Genomic DNA, 19,310 nt, shown 5'->3' with positions numbered 1-19,310 from the left:
ATATAATGGGCAAAGAAGTAATCGCAATATTTGATATAGGAAAGACCAATAAGAAATTCTTTCTTTTTGACAAGGACTTTAAAGAGGTCTACCGCGATTATACCCGTTTGGAGCAGATAGAGGACGAAGATGGGCACCCAACGGAAAACATAATTGCACTCCATGATTGGATGAAAAAGGTGTTCCATTCAATTTTAACTTCGACCCAGTACAAGGTAACCGCAATTAACTTTTCCTCCTATGGGGCCAGCCTTGTACATTTGGATGACAAAGGGCAGGTGGTTGCCCCATTATACAATTATACCAAGGAAATGCAGTCGGATATCATCTCACAATTTTATGATTCCTATGGGCCTGAAGACGAGTTTTCAAGAACGACCGGAAGTTTAAATTCAGGGATGTTGAACTCTGGTATGCAACTGTATTGGTTAAAATACACGAAGCCCAAGCTTTTCTCAAAAATAAATTGTTCACTTCACCTTCCACAATACCTCAGCTATGTTTTTACAGGAATAAAGGTCAGTGATTATACCAGTATTGGAAGCCACACGGCTTTGTGGGATTATACTAAACAAGATTATCATAAATGGGTCTATAAGGAAGGCCTGCACAAAATAATGCCCTCAGTAGTATCTACCGAGACCAGTATTAACATGACCTATAATGGGAGAACGATAAAAATAGGTGTTGGCATTCATGATAGTTCTTCTGCCTTGTTGCCCTATGTGCGAAGTATTAAAAAGGATTTTTTACTGCTTTCCACAGGAACTTGGAGCATTGCTTTAAACCCCTTTTCCGATGGTGTACTAAGCTATGAAGACGTGGCTGCCAACGCCATCAATTATATGCGAATCAATGGTGCGCCAGTAAAGGCATCCCGCCTTTTTCTGGGCAATGAATACAACGAAAAAATAGCTGAGCTTGCCCTTAAATACAATAAGCCGGAAGACTATCATAAACAGGTTGCTTTTGACCATAAGCTATACACCAAAATACTGGTGAACTTTGAAAATAAGTTCCGATGGAACAGTTTAGATGCCCCAAATATGCCACAAAAGACCAATTATACTTTTGACTCGTACGAAGAAGCTTTTCACCAGTTGGTCTATGAATTGGTGCAGTTACAAATTCAAAGCATCAAAATGGCCATTGGGGCAAAAAAAATTAAGCATTTGTTCATTGATGGTGGTTTTGCCAACAATCCTGTCTTTATAGAATTTTTGTCATTAGGGCTCGATAATATAAAAATCAAGACTACCGATGCCTCCTTGGGTTCCGCCCTTGGAGCGGCTTTGGTCATCTCCAATGTAGAATTGGACTCCAAATTTTTAAAAAACAATTATGCCCTTAAAAAGCACCAACCCCTAATAGTGAATTGATTATGCGGCAGAATTTTGATACCCGATACCCATCAATGGATGACTTGCGAAACAGGGCCATGAAAAAAATGCCGCGTTTTGCCTTTGAATACTTGGATGGCGGTTGCAATGAAGATATTAATCTAAAACGAAATACGGATGATATTAGAAAAGTCATTCTTAAACCTCGATATATCCGGGAATTTTCGAACTCATCATTAAAGACGAAGCTATTTGGACATGAATACGATGCCCCCTTTGGCATTGCTCCGGTCGGCCTACAAGGCCTCATGTGGCCCAATTCACCAGAAATACTTGCAAGAGCAGCATTTGAACATAACATTCCCTTTGTTTTGAGTACTGTGACCACAATGGATATTGAACGGGCAAGTGAACTGACCGAAGGTAAATTTTGGTTTCAATTGTACAACCCCGCCGAGGACGAAGTGCGAAACGATATTATTGAACGGGCCGCCGCCGCCGAATGCCAAGTTTTGGTGTTGCTCTGTGATGTTCCCACATTTGGGTATCGCCCAAGGGATTTCCGTAATGGTTTGGCGTTACCCCCGAAAATGACAATGGAGAATATCCTTCAGATTTTGGGGAGGCCGAAATGGGCTTTTAACACATTAAAATACGGTATCCCAACATTTGAAACCCTTAAACCATACACGCCCGAAGGTTTAAACCTAAAACAATTGGGGGCCTTTATGGACAAAACTTTTTCGGGGCGGTTAAATGCAGAAAGGATAAAACCCATTCGTGATAAATGGAAAGGCAAATTGGTGCTCAAAGGGGTCGCCTCAGAAGAAGATACCGAAGAAGCCATAAAATTAGGCCTTGATGGTATTATCGTCTCCAACCATGGAGGGCGTCAACTCGATGCAGGAGAATCTACCATTGTCCCAACCCAACGAATCAAAAAAAAATACAACGGAAAAATCAATATAATGATGGACAGCGGTATGCGGTCTGGACCAGATATTGCCCGATCAATTGCCTGTGGAGCCGAATTTACATTTATGGGACGCTCCTTTATGTATGGGGTTGGAGCCTTGGAAAAAAAAGGGGGCGACCACACCATTGGTATGCTGAAAACCCAACTAAAACAAGTCATGGATCAACTTTGTTGCGAAAAAATAGAAGACTTGCACCAACATTTGATGTAAACAACCAATAGCTTATGAGTCAATACAATATAGAAGAAGACATAGAACAACTATCTGGTGGTGAGTTTGAAAGAGTTCCCGTGCCACAATCAAAACTAAAGAGCTGGAAAAGCTTTTTGGGCATGTATGCTGGGGAGCATGCTGCCGGAACAGAGTTTGTTATTGGCCCTTTGTTTTTGACGACCGGTGTTAGCGCATTTGATTTAATAGCCGGACTGCTTTTGGGCAATCTTATGGCCGTGTTGAGCTGGCGTTTTTTAACTGCTGAAATTGCAGTTAAGTATCGATTGACACTTTATTACCAATTAGAGAAAATAGTAGGTAAAAAGTTGGTGACAGGCTATAACCTGGCCAATGGGGTACTGTTCTGTTTTTTGGCAGGTTCTATGATTACTGTTTCCGCAACCGCTGTGGGCATCCCCTTTAATATGGAAATGCCAAAACTTACCGATACCATGCCCAATGGTATCACTTGGGTAATTATTGTGCTGTGTTTGGGTACCGTAATCTCATTAATTGCCGCTAAGGGCTATGAAACGGTATCAAAAGCCGCCAACTGGATGGCACCTATCATAGTACTGGGTTTTTTGCTTAGTGGCATTGTGGCCCTTAATCAACTTGAGGTAAATAGTTTTTCCGATTTTTGGAATATCTGGGGAGAAGGCAGCGAGCCCTTTCCCGGACAGATAAAATACACATTCTGGCATGTGGCAATCTGGTCTTGGTTTGCAAATGCAGCTATGCATATTGGAATGTCGGACCTATCGGTTTTTAGGTTTGCCAAAAAAGCAAGTTCTGGCTGGACAACCGCAGCGGGAATGTATGTAGGTCATTTTATGGCTTGGATCGCTGCTGCTTTGCTATATGCGGTTTATCTAAAATCTCCAGAAGCCCAATCACTTTTGTCAAATGGAGAGGCTCCTACCGTGGCACCCGGGCCTTTGGCCAACAATGCTATTGGAGTTTTTGGGATAATCGTTGTGATTTTAGCTGGATGGACAACCGCGAACCCTACCATATATAGGGCAGGTCTTGCATTTCAGGCCATATTTCCCAAAGCATCTACTTTTTGGGTTACCATTTTGGCTGGAACCGTAGCTACTATAGCCGGTATTTTCCCAGCTTTTGCGATGAAACTTCTAGACTTTGTTGCTCTTTACGGATTTATTTTGGCTCCAGTAGGTGCCATAATCGTATTCCAGCATTTCTTTGGCAACAAGGTGGGAATCATTATCGACTATGCCGAAAAGGTCAATATTAAATTTAATTTATCGGTATTTTTAGCTTGGGCGGTAAGTTTTGGTGCCTGCTATTTTATCTCTGTTCAGTATGATGTGTTTCTTTCTTTTCTAACATTGCCAGCTTGGTTGCTTTGTGGGGCTTTGTTTTTGGTGCTGGCCAAAAAGAAATAGCATTGTATGATTGGGATAAGTGAAATAGAGGGGCTATTTTGTAAATTATGCGTTCAGGAGCAAGGAAATTAAATTTGAAGCTAATAGGTAAAATGACATATGGCACCAAAATATTTTTGTTGGGATTTTTTATCTCAATAGGGATGAATTCCCGGGCTCAAGACTATTCAGATTTTTATGGTACAGTAGACAAAAGGGTTCGTGTTATCATAGATAATGATTTTGGAGGAGATCCGGATGGATTGTTTCAATTGGCCCATCATTTGTTGTCACCTAGCGTTATTATTGAAGCAATTATTGGATCCAAGCATTATAAAAGTGGATTTTATGGTTCTCCAGGTACGGCAACCTATGCATGTACGCTTGTTGATGAGTTATTGCAAGTGATGCAGATGTCTGAAGATTTTAAGGTTTATGAAGGTGCAAATTTTGATTTAAAGGATTTAGGAACACCAATTGAATCTGAAGGGGCCAAAATAATAGTTAGGGAAGCCATGCGAGAAAACACAAAAATACCACTCTATGTGGTTTGTGGTGCTGGATTGACCAATATTGCCAGTGCCTATTTGATGGAGCCAAAAATTGCTGAGCGCATCACCTTGGTTTGGATTGGGGGAGAAGAATATAAGGGACTAGCATTTCCACCTCCAGGAAAGGTTAGGACAGAATACAATACGGGAATCGACATTAAGGCAAGCCAGATAATTTTCAACCATTCGGAAATACCCATTTGGCAGGTAACACGGGATGCCTATAGACAGGCATTGGTGTCTTATGCCGAGATACTATATAAAATAAAGGACAAAGGGGCCACAGGAGCATATCTTGTTGAAAAGCTGGACGATTTAATGATGAGGGCAAAACGAAGGTTGGGCGAAGCTTATGTGCTTGGTGACAACCCGTTGGTGTTATTGACTGCACTTCAGTCTTCATGGGAAGTTGACCCATCATCCAGTAAATATGTGATAAAGCCCGTTCCCAGAATCAATGAAAAAGGACGTTATGAAGAGAATGTCGAAGGACGAAATATCAGAGTCTATAACCAATTGGATGTTAGGCTAATGTTTGAGGATTTCGTTGCAAAACTGGCATTGTTCAATACAAAAAAATAAGAGATTTTATAGACATAGGTTCAGCAAATAACCTTAAGGGAAATACGTTATTTTTTGGTCTGCAGTTGCAGTAGAAATGATTCTGATACCTTAAATACCGTTCCGTGCCGAAATCCCTTGGGAAAGGAAACCGTATCGGAAATATCCTCCCAATGTTTCAGGTCTTTTGAAGCTACCGCCCCGTAGTTATGGTTTCTATACTTATCAAAATAGACCAGCCATCGGTTGCCTATTTTAATGGCCGTAGGCCCCTCGGCCCAATAATCTCCAGTGATTGGCGCACTTGCCTCAGAATAAGGCCCTTCTGCTTTCTCAGCAAACGCTGTCCTTATATTTTTTTGTGGAGGTTCCCTGGTTTCGTCCTTTAAAAACATTACATAGCCGTCTTCGAGTTGCTGCAAAGTGGCATCTATAACGTTAAAGCCTGGCTCATAAAATAGCTTAGTGGGCGCAAAAGTTTTAAAATCCTTTGTTTTGGTGTAGTACATCCGGTGGTTGTAGCCGTTGTCCATTTTGGATTGTGTCTCGGGAAATTTTCCCGTAATGGTAGAGGCCCAATAAATCAAATACTCATGGCTCTTTGGGTCATAGGTAATTTCAGGAGCCCATGTGTTCCGGGTTCCTTCAAATTTTTCCATGACGGGAATAAATTTTTGTTCGCTCCAGTTCACCAAGTCTTTGGAATGTGCGTATCCTATGCCCTTATCGGTCCAACTTACCGTCCAGACCATATGGAACAGTCCTTTGGGACCACGTATGATACAAGGGTCGCGCATAAGGCTGTCCTTACCCACAATGGGTCGCAAAAAGGATTTGTCGTTATTCAGACTTTTCCATTTTAGACCGTCCAAACTGTAGGCCAAATGCAGCCCATCCTGTCCATTATCTTTAAAATAAGAGAATAGATACGCCTCTTTTTTTTGGATGAAATTGTGCTGTTTCAACCAATTTTCACAGGCTTTGGGCCATTCTGTGTGGGTTCCTTGGGTTCCCAAACCAAACCCGTGACCGCCATCTTCATATAAGTGAAGTTCAGCCTTTACCCCATTATCTTTTAAAGCATGATAGTATTGAATGCTATTTTCAACTGGAACGGCCCTATCGTCTGTGGCATGTACTAAAAAAGTGGCCGGAGTATCTTTGGAGACCTGTAGTTCGTTGGAAAATTTTTTGATGTCCGCTTCGGAAGGATACTCCCCCAGTAGGTTTTTTTTGGAACCTTGATGGGTATAATCGTCTTTTAGGGTCACCACAGGGTAAATAAGAATGGAAAAATCGGGGCGCGCACTCACGTCATAGCTACTGGAATACACGGTATCATTAAAATGGGTACTCAAGGTAGATGCTAGATGACCCCCTGCGGAAAAGCCCAGAATGCCGATTTTGTCAGGGGAGATGGTATAAGTGTCGGAATGGGCCCTGACCATTCGAACGGCTTCTTGCACATCTTGTAGCGGACCGATGGTCTTGTTTTTCATTACCTTATCACTGGGCATTCTGTATTTAAGCACAAAAGCAGTTATGCCCAACGAGTTCAACCAACGGGCCACTTTATACCCTTCTTTATTTATGGCCAGATGGGAATAACCGCCCCCAGGACAAATGACCACCGAAGTGCCATTTGCTATTTCTTGCGGTGCAGGAAAGACTGTAAGAACAGCTTCACTGATTTTGCTATACCCCCGAATATTGCCCATGGTATCATATTGGGTTTCCTCAATATAATTTTTGTCATTTTTAGTACTAGGCGTACCATTGGGCCAAAGCTTAATGGAATTTTGGGCCAAAGCCAGTATTGGAACTGACAATATTGTAAAAAGTAACAGTTTTTTAATCAATTGAAATATTTAGATGAATTCTATAGTTTATAAACTTCACATCCTGCCAATAAAAAACAACCCAGACCGTAGTCTTCAAAATCGGGAATCTTGTCATACGAAAGCGGTTGCCCGTCCTTGGGTTCTTTTCCTGTCGATTGCAAATATCCTAAAAATCCGTTTTCATGCAAGGCCTCTTTTACCATGGCATTCCAAGCCTTTTGTATAATTGGTAAATAGATATCCCTATCCAAGATATCATTGTTCACCCCATAGGCCATGGCGTATGTAAAGAGGGCCGTTCCCGAAGTCTCTTTTCCTCCATAATTTTTGGGGTCATGTAGGCTTACGTTCCAAAAACCATCTTTTCGTTGGATTTTTGCAAGAGCTTCCGCCATGCTTTTTAGATCGGAAATATATTGTTCACGATATAGTGCATTAGCTGGAATTATTGACAAAGTTTTTGCCAAGGCTCCAATGACCCAGCCGTTTCCACGACTCCAATAACAATCTTCACCATTTGGTTCGGTGTAGGGCGGGTCAAAATCAGCATCGCGCCACCAGAGTCCGTCCACTGGATTGTATAGTCCATTGTCGCCATGTTGGTTTCGAGTGTACATGTACATTTGGTACATTTTTTCAAAATAACGTTCGTCAGATTCCAATACGCCCATTTTTGCAAAAACCGGCATACCCATTTGTATGGCATCGATCCATGACCAATCATCCAATTGAGGAGTGTTAAGGAGCATATTCATTGTTGCCTTGGTCTTTCTCAACTTGTGGGGTTGTGGCTCCAATTTGTAAAGGTCAATATAGGTCTGGGCAGCACAATAATCATCGGCATTTCTATTGGCCGTGTCGTACCTAAATCCCCATTTGTGAAAATTGGCCCAATCTAGGGCATAGGCATAATATTCTTCTTTGGGCCATATGCTGTACAATGCCATCAATCCTTCATAGTACACACCACGCGTCCAAATATTGCTGGGTCGCTCTTTGTTAGTGATGATGGTCTTGCCCACATCTTGCCATTTATTCATAAAATAATCGTTGGCTAATATCATTGTGTTCAGCACGTCTTTTTTATCAATTTCTTGTGAGCTTACTATTGGTAAGGTTGAACAAAAAAGAAGTACAAATATTAATTGTCTCATTTTTAGTTTTCTATTTTTAGTTTGGTTAATGTAACGGGGCCCAACAATCCAGATGGCAAAGGATTCCACTGTGTGGCATCAAAAGGGACATAGTCTTTGTTGACCATATTGATTTCCTTAAAAATCTGCCACTTTTCCCCTCTGAGTTCTTTGGCTCTGATTCTATTGGCGGGCAGATTGGTGACCTCAACCTTTAAAGTGTTCTTGCCCTTTTGCACATTCTTTGCCACCAGTTGAAAGGGATTTGCCCATGCGGTTCCGAGATAGGTTCCGTTTAGCCATACTTTGGCACTTTCGCGAACATCACCCAGATCAATTCGCCATGTATTGCCATCCGTAGAATCAATCATAAATTCAATTACATATGTAGCCGTTCCTGAAAAGTTTGAGGCATCCTCGTCAAATTCGGTCCATGATACTAAATCGCTGATTTTTTGTTCTTTGGGAAGTTTTGGACCGCCTTTCAAAAAAGTGACGCTCCATTTACCCGAAAGGGTGATGGGGGCATTGGCAGGAGTATTGTATTTCCATGGGGCATCACTGTTCACGTTTGTATTCACGATCAAGGAACCCCCAGAAGGGATCTGTAGACGAATGTATGTGCTGCTGTTTTCCTTACGGATTTTCGCCTTTCCCTTACGACCATCCATCGGGTTGAATATGACTGCATTTTCTAACTCACCATTTAGAAGAACATAATCATCAAAGTCTTTTGCGGTATGATTGACCAGATAATATATTTTGGAACCACCATTATCTCTTCTAATGAATTTTAGCCCAGTTGAAGCCAATTCTTCAGGGAGAATTTGCAATGATTCCAACTTTTTTGGAACGTCAGTAACGATTTCTGAAGCGAGACCATTTTCATTGATTACGGCATTAAGCTCTTTGTTCAACTCCTCAAAATCAGAAAAACCAGGAACCGATTTTGGAACCCCATTAAAAATGATGTTTGCCCCTTCTTTTTTTAAGGCAATTAATTTTTTTAATGTGGGTAGTGGCATCATATCGCAACTTGGCACTACTAAGCCTTTATAATTTCCGCCGGGCAATTGGATAAGGCCATTTTCAACAGTCACATTTTGTAGAATCCTGTCCGAAATAAAATCTGTGGACCATCCTCTTTGTTGCAAATTTTTGGAAAGTTCATAAAATGGTGAATCTGTAAGCCATTCGTCCAGGGAATGGATCTTAAACTGAAAGAATAGGGGCAAGTCCTTGTTCCAAACATCATAAATGGGCCAATAGAGCAACAGTTCGTTGTCCGGTTTTCCCAATTGCAAGAACGATTGGCACCTTGTAATATATTCAAAAAGGGATGGAGCATCTTTCCAAATGGTGTTGTTGGGATTAAAATTGACCGATGCGTAGAATTTCCAACCAGGCCATGCAGCTTCTTTTGGCGAATAGGTGGATCCGTGAAGAAAAATGTGGTTTATGCCATTAAGGAAAAGGTCTTCCACTTCGGGTTTGCACTGCGAGAGTGCCGTTTTAAAATGGTCGCGGAGCCATGTAAAGGTTTCTGAGGATACCAAGGGCCTATTGGCCACATGTGCTGCTGACGAGGAGAACTTCAGCATTATGGGGTCGGCATCGCCTTCCCGTATGTTTTCGGGCAGCCTTCTGAATCCTTTGATGGGATAGGGCATGGAGCCAAAAGTTTCACATTCTGGAATGTCTGCCGAGGCATAGAGATCGATTAAATTTCCTGGGGAACCATGCGCCTGTAACCTGCTTTTCATACCATTTTCATTGGCCCAGTCTGTCCAAGGTTTGTCAAAATCCTCCAGCAACAGATCGTTCAGGGTTTCTCGGTAATCACTTTTGATTCTATTCCCCAAAGGGGATGGAACTGTATCCATCAATCTGTTGAAATGTGGAAGTAGATCATAACCCCTTTTCTGTTCAAATTCTTTAAAGAAGTTTGGCGTGAAATCGGTGCCATATACTTCATAACTGTCATTAAAAACAGCTCTTGGTTTTGAGGCCAAAGTATCTAAGGCCTTTTTGAATGGTTTAAGATATTCAATTAATGCTTTTCGGGAATAATGATCCAAGGTGAAGCCTGCACCGCCCGGTGCGGCACGTTTTACTTTTTGTCCAGTTTTACCGGTATAAATGGCATACAGAGTATAAGCATCGTTCATTGCTTGCCAATTCAAAACCCCGTCTTTAACCTGATAGGTAATATTTTCATAACCAGAAGTCTTGCCAAAAGCAAGTACATGGTTCAATATGGCATTTTTTTCCATGGGATTTTGGGGGAGCATAGGTTGTTTGATGCTACTTCCTTTTGGGATTGTATAAGAATCTACCACCAGTTTTGTCGCGGCATCATGAACAGAAACATGAGGGCCGCCATAGGGCCAGCCGGTGCCGAGGGTAAGGTCTACGCCGAGATTAAGGCTATCGGCAGTACGAATAGTATGTGTTAACATTTCCACCCATTTTTGGGAGAGAAAATCGATTTCCTTGTCCTCCAGACCCTGAATACCATAGATAGGCTCAATCTCAACTCCTCCTAAACCTGCATTTTTAAATCTCACCAAATGTTGGGTCAAATTTTCCTTGTCCAAAGAATTCCCCATCCACCACCAACGTGTCCAAGGCTTTGTTGAGTTGGTTGTTTTTGGCCATACTGCTGCTTCCTTTTTTTGGAACTCACTTTTGCACGAACCAAGTAAAACAAACATTCCTGTGAATAATATGGCATCTAAAGTCCTAATCATGGTACTTTTTTAAATCGACTGCATAGATGTGTGTCTTTCCTTCAAAATTGGCCCTAAAAATCACTTGTCTTCCATCTGGTGTAAAATGGACATTGGGTTCCAGTTCGTAATCATGATGTTTCATGTTTACTAGTTTTACAGATTGAAGACTATCAGTTACAGGCTTGAAATGATATAACCACATACCATTTTTTGCTCGTGCCACTTGGGTTGAATCACCTCCATCACCAGCAAAGGTTTTTTGATCTGGAGAACTGTTGAAATGGATAGACCATTCATCCCTTTTGAGCTTATATTTTATAGTGCTGTCAGAATGCACTGAACGACCAGCCAGATGAAAAGTCTCTCCTCTGGGAATTTGCAAATCGTACCAAATTGTTTTTCCATCGGGACTAAAATATTCGTGACCTGCAATTTCCCTATGAATAGTTCTTTTGTGCATTAATTTGTTCTCCTTCGTCTCTATATCAATGTTCCAAATACGGTCCACTTTGTGCCAAGGGCCTTCATGGCAATACATAAGGATCTTGGGGTCGGTGGGTGAAAATTGAATATGGTTGAGCCAAGCGTTTTCGGTCAAAATCACATCAGTACTCCCTGTTTCAACATCCATAGTGATTAAACTGCGCTCAAGTTTAGCTTCGTAAATACGTTCAAAGTAACTACGCTTTGTAGGATGTTTTTTAAGTATTTCTTCTTCCTTTTTATCTATAAATGCTCCACCCAAAAGACTTTCTGAGGCGTTTAAAGTTGTGATGCTCCCCTTGACATGTGAAGGGAATTTTGCGATGAACCTAGTTGTTTTTTTGTCAATATCCACAGAAAAAATACTGTCTTTAACCATATAGAATGCTTTTCTTGATTTTTGCCCAATAATTTCACCGCGTTTTCTACCTTCACCAAAGGTGATTTGATTTATTTTCCCAGTATTAAGGTTTAAAGTGTGTAATTGATTTCCTAAACTATCAGGGGCATAAAAAACCATTAACCAGCCTTTTTGATTTTGAGCAGGTAAAAATGGTCTATTATGAAAATAAAAACTACGCCCACCTTTTTCAGAGTCAGTTAATCTTGTGATTTTATGCCCAGTATGTTTATCAATCCAGATTTTGGGCATTGTTTTGCCCAACCCTGTCTCTAGAATTGGATAAGAGACTTTTGCTTCCTTATGTTTTTCTTCTTTGGTTTTTTTACATGCCACTATGGTTAACAAAATGGTGCAAACAGAATATGCCAGGGTTTTGGTGTTGATTTTATATCGCATAAGGAAATTTGATTACAGTCAAATATAACAGGTAGGCTAATAAAGAGTGTCCTGTGGCGTCCTGCGAAAACCAATGCAATACCCATATGGAACAGGATAGTGTTATATCGTTAAAACCCTAATTTGCTTGAAACAAAAATATATCCATGAAAAAATTAGTTTGTTTACTTTTCCTATTCACTTTTAAACTGTTATTGTCTCAACAATCATTAGGAGATTTTAAAAATATAAAGCAAATAGAAGATAATGAGTTGTTAATTGAAACCACTTCTGGCAAGGTGTTGTTAGAGCTATGCACTAGCAAAGCGTTACGTTTTAGGGCCAGTTGGGGGGCAGAATTTCTTCCAGAAGAGGATTACATGGTTGTTAATTACAATTGGCCAAAGGTAGACTTTGAAAAAACAGAAAACCTAGATAAGATTCGGCTTAAAACAAGTCAATTAACAGTAGTACTGAATAAAACACCTTTTACTATTGCAATTGAAGGATCTGATGGAAAGGTGCTTTCTGAGGAGATAACAGGTAGTTTTAAAAATAATAAAACCGTAGGGTCTGTAAAGAAGCTTTTTCCAGGCGAACATTTTTTTGGTCTTGGTGAAAGGATGGATGGGTTGGATTGTCGAGGAAAAAAGACAAGATTAAATGTGGGGAGAGGCCAGGGATTGCCCCACATTGTTGGCGCTTACAATATTCTTGAGGCCAATTATAGCCCAATTCCATTTTTTATGAGTACCCGAGGGTATGGGGTGTTCTATCATACAGCTCATCCAACAAATTGGGATATGGGGCATAGCTCAAATAACCAGTACACTTTTGATGCCGAAGGAGGAGAGTTAGATTATTATTTTATCTATGGCCCATCATTTACTGACATAATTGATGGTTATACCAACTTAACAGGTAAATCTCCATTGTTGCCAAAATTTGCCCATGGATTACATGTGGGCACTTATAGTGGGGGGACTTGGGGTCATGAAGAAGAAACATCAGACCAATATGTAGTGAATTTGGCAAAAAAGTTCAGGAAAATGAAAATTCCTGTAGATGTTTTGCACTTGGACAGTACATGGAGAATTTTTGGAGAAAATGGAGGTAAAGGGGCTACATCTTTTGAGTGGCGGCAGACATTTGGCGATCCAAAAGCAATGTTCGATAGCTTATATGCCCTAAACTTTAATATGGTTGGACTACACCTCAGGCCTAGGTTCGATAATGGTAAAACAATGCGTCTGTTGGACAAGGCCCGTGAGCTCAACTATGTTTATCCTGAAAGTAATGGAAAAGGAGAATTTGTAAACTTTTTTGATGATGCTTCTGTTGATTGGTGGTGGAACAATGGAGTAAAGAAGGTTGCAGATCAGGGAGCGATGTTCTTAAAAACAGATGAAGGTAGTGCCTTTGGGCATAAGGCCAATGAAAGTGATAAAACTGGACCACAAGGAGAAGATATTATACCTATGCACAATTTATTTCCATTGGCATACGCCAAAGCTCCCTACCTCAAATTTTCAGAATACAACCAAATGCGCGGATTGAACCTTACACGAGAAGGGTATGCTGGAATTCAAAGATATCCTTACATTTTTGCAGGCGATTGGCCCAGCGAATGGCAGTATTTTGAGCCTGTTATTCTTGCAGGGATCAACATAGGATTGTCTGGAGTAGGGTACTGGGGTCACTGCATGGGCGGTTTTGAGCATGTTGCTGACCCTGAGTTATATATGCGTTGGGTACAATTTGGAATGCTTAGCCCGGTTGCACACTTATTTGGTATGGAACATCCTAATTATAAAGAACCATGGAGCTATGGAGATGAGGCACTTTCAAATTTTGTTAAATATGACGAGTTGAGATATCGACTTCTACCTTATATCTACAGTTCTGCATACCAACAGTATAAATTGGGAAAGCCATTGATGAGAGCTTTGGTGATGGATAATGAAGAAGACCAAAATGCCTATAATATCACTGATCAGTACATGTTTGGGGACAACCTTATGGTGTGCCCGGTAACGACCAAAGGGGCCAAAACTAGGGTCGTTTATTTACCAAAAGGAAAGTGGGTGGATTTTTGGAATGGAAAACAATATGATGGTCAACAGTTTATCAGCGTATTATGTCCTGCAGATATTATGCCCATTTTTGTTAAAGTTGGAGCCATTATACCCACTCAGAGGGTAGTGCAGTATGTTGATAAAAGTGTTGTAAATCATATCAATTTGAATATTTATGATGGTGGTGACGGTAATTTTGAATTGTACGATGATGATGGAATCTCTAATCAATATGCCACAAAAGAGGTGTATGCGATAACGCAGATTACCACAAAGTTAGATGGTGAAAATATCATCGAAGTAAATATTGATAAACCAAAAGGAAGCTTTAAAATCGGAAATAGATCATATACGGTTGAAATGCAATTAACAATACCGCCTAATGAGGTTTATTTAAATGGCAAACCATTGAATGAATCAAAAAAATCCTACGAAAATAGTAGCGGATATAAGTATATGGATGGAAGATTATTTGTTTATGTTCCTGATGCCACATCGAAAGACACTAAACTGAGAATAGTGAAATTTTAAAGTTAATATCTTAAGATATTAATATTTAAAATGGTTTTTGTTCAGGATAGTACAGGACAGGGGAGATGATTCGTTTGTATAGTTTAGCCTTAATTGATATTGTAATCGATTACACAAACTGAAAAACTAAAAACATGCTAAAAACGAAACTAAACTTATGGTCAGTCCTGATTCTGACCTTGCTGCTTTTTCCGCTGGGTATTATGGCCCAGTCAGCAGTGTCCGGTAATATATCGGATGTAAACGGCGATCCTATTCCAGGTGTAAATATTATTCAGAAGGGAACCGCAAATGGTGTTTCATCAGACTTTGATGGGAATTACACCATACAATTGCAGTCAGATGCAGCTTCCATTTTAATGTTTTCTTATGTTGGTTTTAAAACCCAAGAAGTTAGCACCAACGGTAGAACTGCAATAGACATTGTGTTGGAAGAAAGTTCTCAAGTATTGGATGAAATTGTGGTAATAGGCTATGGCACCCAAAAAGTAAAAGATGTTACAGGGGCAATTGCCTCAATTAAGTCAGATGACTTTGTTGATGCCCTACCTATTCAGCCAGAACAGTTATTGCAAGGTAAAGTGGCCGGTGTCAATATAGTTCAAAGTAGTGGGATGCCAGGGGCATCATCCACGGTTCGTATTAGAGGTACAAGTTCAATTTCTGCAGGTAATGATCCTCTCTACGTAATAGACGGGGTGCCATTACAGTTTGGTAGTGCAAATAATAGTATTAGAGTCGCTACCTCTGGTTCCTCTCCCTTGTCCGAAGAAGCAACAAACCCTCTTAGCTTAATTAATCCTGCCGATATAGAAAGCATTGATGTATTAAAAGATGCCTCTGCAACTGCCATTTACGGTTCTAGAGGTGCTAATGGGGTAATTGTTATCACTACGAAGAATAAAGGAAGTTATGGTGATTTTATTACTTACGATGCTTATACCGGAATCTCCAATGTTCGTGAATATTTGCCGGTTCTTACAGCTGATGAATATAGGCAAAGAGCAAATGCAAATGATTTGCCATTTTCAGATCAGGGGGCAAATACCAATTGGCAAAAAGAAGTTTTTAGGGCAGCCCTTACCCATAACCATAATGTTTCTTTTGCTGGGGGATCAAAAACTACCAATGTAACAGGTTCTGTGGGATTAAATGATCAAGAAGGGGTTTTGCTTAACTCACGTCTTAAAAAATACACAGGTAGGTTAAATGCCAATCATGCCGCCTTGGATGATAAGTTGAAAATAGGCGTGAACATGACTTATTCTTACATTGACGAGCAGCGTCCTGCATTGAATTCAAATATAGGGGATGAAGGCGGTAATATTTTGAAGGATGCCATACGTTGGGCACCAACCTTGCCTGTTTATAATGAAGATGGTTCTTATTATCAAATAGGTGCTTTGCGGATAAACCCTGTTTCATGGAGAGATGTGACAGATGAGAGCAATAGCACTTTGTTCTTGGGAAATACTAATGTTTCTTATGAATTGATAGAGGGACTTACCCTAAAAACAAGCTTTGGCTACTCTAATGAAAAGGTAAGTAGATTTTCTTATATACCCTCTACGCATCCAGCAGGTGAAGGGCAAGGTGGCTTTGGATCCCTTAATAAATATACAAACAGCAATGTTTTATCGGAAACCACTTTGACTTATGATAAAACCTTAAATGAAGATAACCAGATTACTTTTTTGGCAGGGTATTCATTTCAGAGGTTTATAACCGAAAATACATTTACTTCTGCAAATAACTTTGTGTCAGATGCTACAGAATGGAATCTTATACAGTCTGGTTCTATTCAATCTAATACCTCTTTCAAAGATGCCAATCGTCTGGCCTCGTACTACGGGAGATTAAATTATAAGTTAAAAGATAGATACTTACTGACATTTACTTTAAGACGTGATGGCTCTTCCAGATTTGGTGCCAACAACAAATGGGGTACATTCCCTTCCGGAGCTTTAGCTTGGAATATTACTGATGAAACCTTCATGGACAACTCTAAAATAGATAACCTGAAATTAAGACTTGGTTATGGAGTGACTGGTAACCAAGAAATTCCAAATAACCTCTATTTGGAACAACTTTCCATTTCAGGGTCGTCAATCTACGTTTTTGGCGGGCAAGCAGTACCAAGTGTATTGCCTACAAATTATCCTAACCCGAATCTTAAATGGGAAGAAACAAGTCAGTTGAATTTTGGTTTGGATTATGGATTGTTCAATTATAAAGTTTACGGTTCCATTGATTATTATATCAAAAAAACTGATGACTTGCTGTTGTCGTTCTCAACTGCGGCACCTTCTGTTGTTACAACGCAATGGGCCAATGTTGGTGAAGTGGAAAATAAAGGAATTGAATTCAGTATCAATGCAGATATTATTGATAACGACAAAGCATTTTGGAGTACAAATATTAACCTTTCCTCCAATAAGAACGAGGTTATAAGCTTGTCCAATGAAAACTTTGAACGGGAAGAAATCAATACTTCCAGTGGTTCAGGGGTTGTGGGTAATAATGCGTCTACCCAAATCATTAAACCGGGCCTTCCATTGAATACCTTCTATGGTTGGGAATTTACTGGATATGATGCTGATGGTTTGGAAACTTATTTGGACGAAGACAATGATGGAACTCCGGATGAAGTAGTTATTGGGGATGCCAACCCAGATTTGGTGTTCGGTTTCAATAACACCTTTAGGTTCAACAGATTTGACGCCAATATTAACTTGAGAGGAACCATTGGTAACGATTTGTATAACAATACAAGAGCAGAATTTTCCTATATAAGCCAGTTTCCTGGGGTAAATGTGCTACGCTCCGCTTTTGATACGGGTGCCAGTAGAGAACAAGTGGCCCAATATTCATCACAATGGATTGAAGATGCTAGTTTCTTACGACTGGATAATGTGACATTGGGATATAATTTTAATACTGATAATTCCAAAATATTTAAAAAGGCCCGGGTCTATGTTTCTGGCAGTAATTTATTTGTAATTACAGGATATACTGGTTACGATCCAGAAGTTAGAACAAGATCGGTAGGTATTGATTATTTGGTGTATCCAAGACCAAGAATTTTTCAGATTGGAACAAGTATAACTTTCTAAAAAAAAAGCAATGAAGAATTATTTAAAACATAAGAAATACTTGGCTAAGACAATGGTCTTTGGTCTTGCAATCACACTTTTAGGTTGTTCGTTGGAAGAAGATACCTATTCTATTTATACACCAGAAACTTTTTATGCGAACGAACAACAAATATTATCATCCCTTTCTGGGGTATACCGCTTCTTTGCAGGTACAACAGGAATGGGAGTGGAATACCGCTGTTTAGAACTTTCTGCGGATCAAGTTGTGGTGCATGAAAAGATTCAAGGCTGGTGGGGAGGTGCTAACTTCTCACAACTTATGGAGCATGAATGGGATGAGAACCATGGCTATATCAATGGAGCTTGGAATACTTATTTTAGAACTGTAGGTCAAGCTAATGCACTAATTGCTTCTTTGGAAAATTCTGGATTAGATGGAAGTTTGGTAGATGGTCCCATTGCTGAGTTAAGGACACTTAGGGCCTATGCTTACTTCTTTTTGATGGACTTGTTTGGCAATGTTCCCATATTTACTGACCCCAAAGTAGACCCACTAAATCTACCTGTACAAAACACACGGGTCGAGGTTTTTGAATTTGTGACTTCGGAAATGGAGGCGGCTTTACAAAATCTACCAACGAAATCCGCATCTGGAAGTGAATACTATGGTAGATTGACCCAGGAAGCGGGCCAAGCCCTTTTGGCGGTCATTTACCTTAATGCTGAGGTTTATACCGGCAGTGCAATGAACAATAAAGCTATTGAGTATGCAGATTTGGTAATTAATTCTGGACAGTACAGTTTGTTGCCTGACTATTTTGACAATTTTGTGTACAACAATGAAAACAATGCCGAGTTCATATTTGGTGCGGTTTATTCCCCAGATATTTCTGGAGGAATTGGACATCCACTGGTTCAAAAGGTTTTGCCTGGAATACAAGGCGGACTTTTTGGTTTGCCCTATACTCCACAAAACGGATTTGGCACACGCCCTTCTGTATTGGCCTTGTATGAGGAAGATGATGATAGAAGAAATATGTTTATAGGATATGGTCCGCTGATAGATCCTAGAAATGGTGAAACCGTTATGGTGGAACGTATTGTACCAGACAATAATTCCACTTTATATGATTCCTCAACTTCTACTGAAGGTCCCGTTCCTTATGAGATTATTCCTGCAACTGGTATTCGTTTACAACCTATGAATGCTGGGATTAAATGGGTAAAATGGGGATTGGACCCTAACACTAATGGAGGAAATGCCGGAAATGACATTGCTTTTGTTAGATATGCTGATATTTTACTGGTCAAGGCAGAAGCTTTGGCAAGGGAAGGAGACTTTGCAGCTGCGTTGCCTTTGGTCAATCAAGTAAGAGAAAGAAGTAGTGCAACACCTCTTGCTTCACTTACATTGGATGATATTCTTGATGAAAGAGGACGTGAGTTGGCTTTTGAAATGGCAAGAAGAAGAGATTTGATACGTTTTGGGAAATTTGGTGATGCTTGGGAGTTTAAAGAAGAATCTGAAGATTTTAGAACACTTTATCCGATACCAAGGGCAGCTATTGATGCCAATCCCAATTTATCCCAAAATTCAGGATACTAATCGATT

11 protein-coding genes are annotated in these 19,310 nt (G+C 40.2%); 7 read left to right on the top strand and 4 right to left on the bottom strand.

What is annotated here, in order from left to right; all coding sequences use genetic code 11:
* The first annotated feature begins 5 nt into the window (after positions 1-5).
* The 4 genes from HJC33_RS15780 (at position 6) to HJC33_RS15765 (ending at position 5,051) form a co-directional block, all read left to right on the top strand.
* Positions 6-1,379 carry an FGGY-family carbohydrate kinase gene (locus HJC33_RS15780; RefSeq protein ID WP_171659812.1) on the top strand — a complete coding sequence of 458 codons (1,374 nt, stop codon included), beginning with the start codon at positions 6-8 and terminating at the stop codon, positions 1,377-1,379.
* 2 nt (positions 1,380-1,381) lie between these two features.
* Complete coding sequence (locus HJC33_RS15775) at positions 1,382-2,527, top strand: alpha-hydroxy acid oxidase (protein WP_171659811.1); 1,146 nt, start codon at positions 1,382-1,384, stop codon at positions 2,525-2,527.
* A 14-nt stretch (positions 2,528-2,541) separates the two neighbouring features.
* A complete protein-coding gene (locus HJC33_RS15770) occupies positions 2,542-3,939 on the top strand; it encodes a purine-cytosine permease family protein (protein ID WP_171659810.1) in 1,398 nt (465 codons plus the stop codon).
* Between the two features lie 143 nt (positions 3,940-4,082).
* Positions 4,083-5,051 (top strand): nucleoside hydrolase, encoded by a 969-nt coding sequence (locus HJC33_RS15765; RefSeq protein WP_246245584.1) that lies wholly within the window; start codon positions 4,083-4,085, stop codon positions 5,049-5,051.
* Positions 5,052-5,098: 47 nt separating this feature from the next.
* On the opposite strand, the gene HJC33_RS15760 is transcribed toward HJC33_RS15765, so the two are convergent.
* The 4 genes from HJC33_RS15760 to HJC33_RS15745 are packed head-to-tail and all read right to left on the bottom strand — an operon-like array spanning position 5,099 to position 12,018.
* On the bottom strand, positions 5,099-6,889 hold the full coding sequence (locus tag HJC33_RS15760) for a prolyl oligopeptidase family serine peptidase (RefSeq protein ID WP_216366719.1): 1,791 nt from the start codon (positions 6,887-6,889) through the stop codon (positions 5,099-5,101).
* A gap of 20 nt (positions 6,890-6,909) precedes the next feature.
* The gene (locus tag HJC33_RS15755) at positions 6,910-8,025 is read right to left on the bottom strand and encodes a glycoside hydrolase family 88/105 protein (RefSeq protein ID WP_171659809.1); all 1,116 of its coding nucleotides are present in this window, start codon (positions 8,023-8,025) and stop codon (positions 6,910-6,912) included.
* Positions 8,026-8,027: 2 nt separating this feature from the next.
* The gene (locus tag HJC33_RS15750) at positions 8,028-10,754 is read right to left on the bottom strand and encodes a glycosyl hydrolase (protein ID WP_246245583.1); all 2,727 of its coding nucleotides are present in this window, start codon (positions 10,752-10,754) and stop codon (positions 8,028-8,030) included.
* Complete coding sequence (locus tag HJC33_RS15745; RefSeq protein ID WP_171659808.1) at positions 10,747-12,018, bottom strand: oligogalacturonate lyase family protein; 1,272 nt, start codon at positions 12,016-12,018, stop codon at positions 10,747-10,749. The genes HJC33_RS15750 and HJC33_RS15745 overlap by 8 nt, the downstream gene beginning before the upstream one ends.
* 146 nt (positions 12,019-12,164) lie before the next feature.
* On the opposite strand from HJC33_RS15745, the gene HJC33_RS15740 reads away from it, so the two are divergent.
* The 3 genes from HJC33_RS15740 to HJC33_RS15730 all read left to right on the top strand — a co-directional run bounded on the left by HJC33_RS15740 (position 12,165) and on the right by HJC33_RS15730 (position 19,304).
* A complete protein-coding gene (locus HJC33_RS15740; RefSeq protein ID WP_171659807.1) occupies positions 12,165-14,603 on the top strand; it encodes a glycoside hydrolase family 31 protein in 2,439 nt (812 codons plus the stop codon).
* A gap of 134 nt (positions 14,604-14,737) precedes the next feature.
* Positions 14,738-17,716, top strand: a complete 2,979-nt coding sequence (locus tag HJC33_RS15735; protein ID WP_171659806.1) for a SusC/RagA family TonB-linked outer membrane protein — start codon at positions 14,738-14,740, stop codon at positions 17,714-17,716.
* A 10-nt stretch (positions 17,717-17,726) separates the two neighbouring features.
* Positions 17,727-19,304, top strand: coding sequence for a RagB/SusD family nutrient uptake outer membrane protein (locus HJC33_RS15730; RefSeq protein ID WP_171659805.1), 1,578 nt, complete (start codon positions 17,727-17,729; stop codon positions 19,302-19,304).
* The last annotated feature ends 6 nt before the right edge of the window (positions 19,305-19,310 follow it).

It is taken from the genome of Flagellimonas amphidinii (assembly GCF_013090115.1).
GTDB lineage: Bacteria > Bacteroidota > Bacteroidia > Flavobacteriales > Flavobacteriaceae > Flagellimonas > Flagellimonas amphidinii.
The sequence above is the reverse complement of the archived record's forward strand: the minus strand, read 5'-3'. Positions and strand labels throughout refer to the sequence as shown.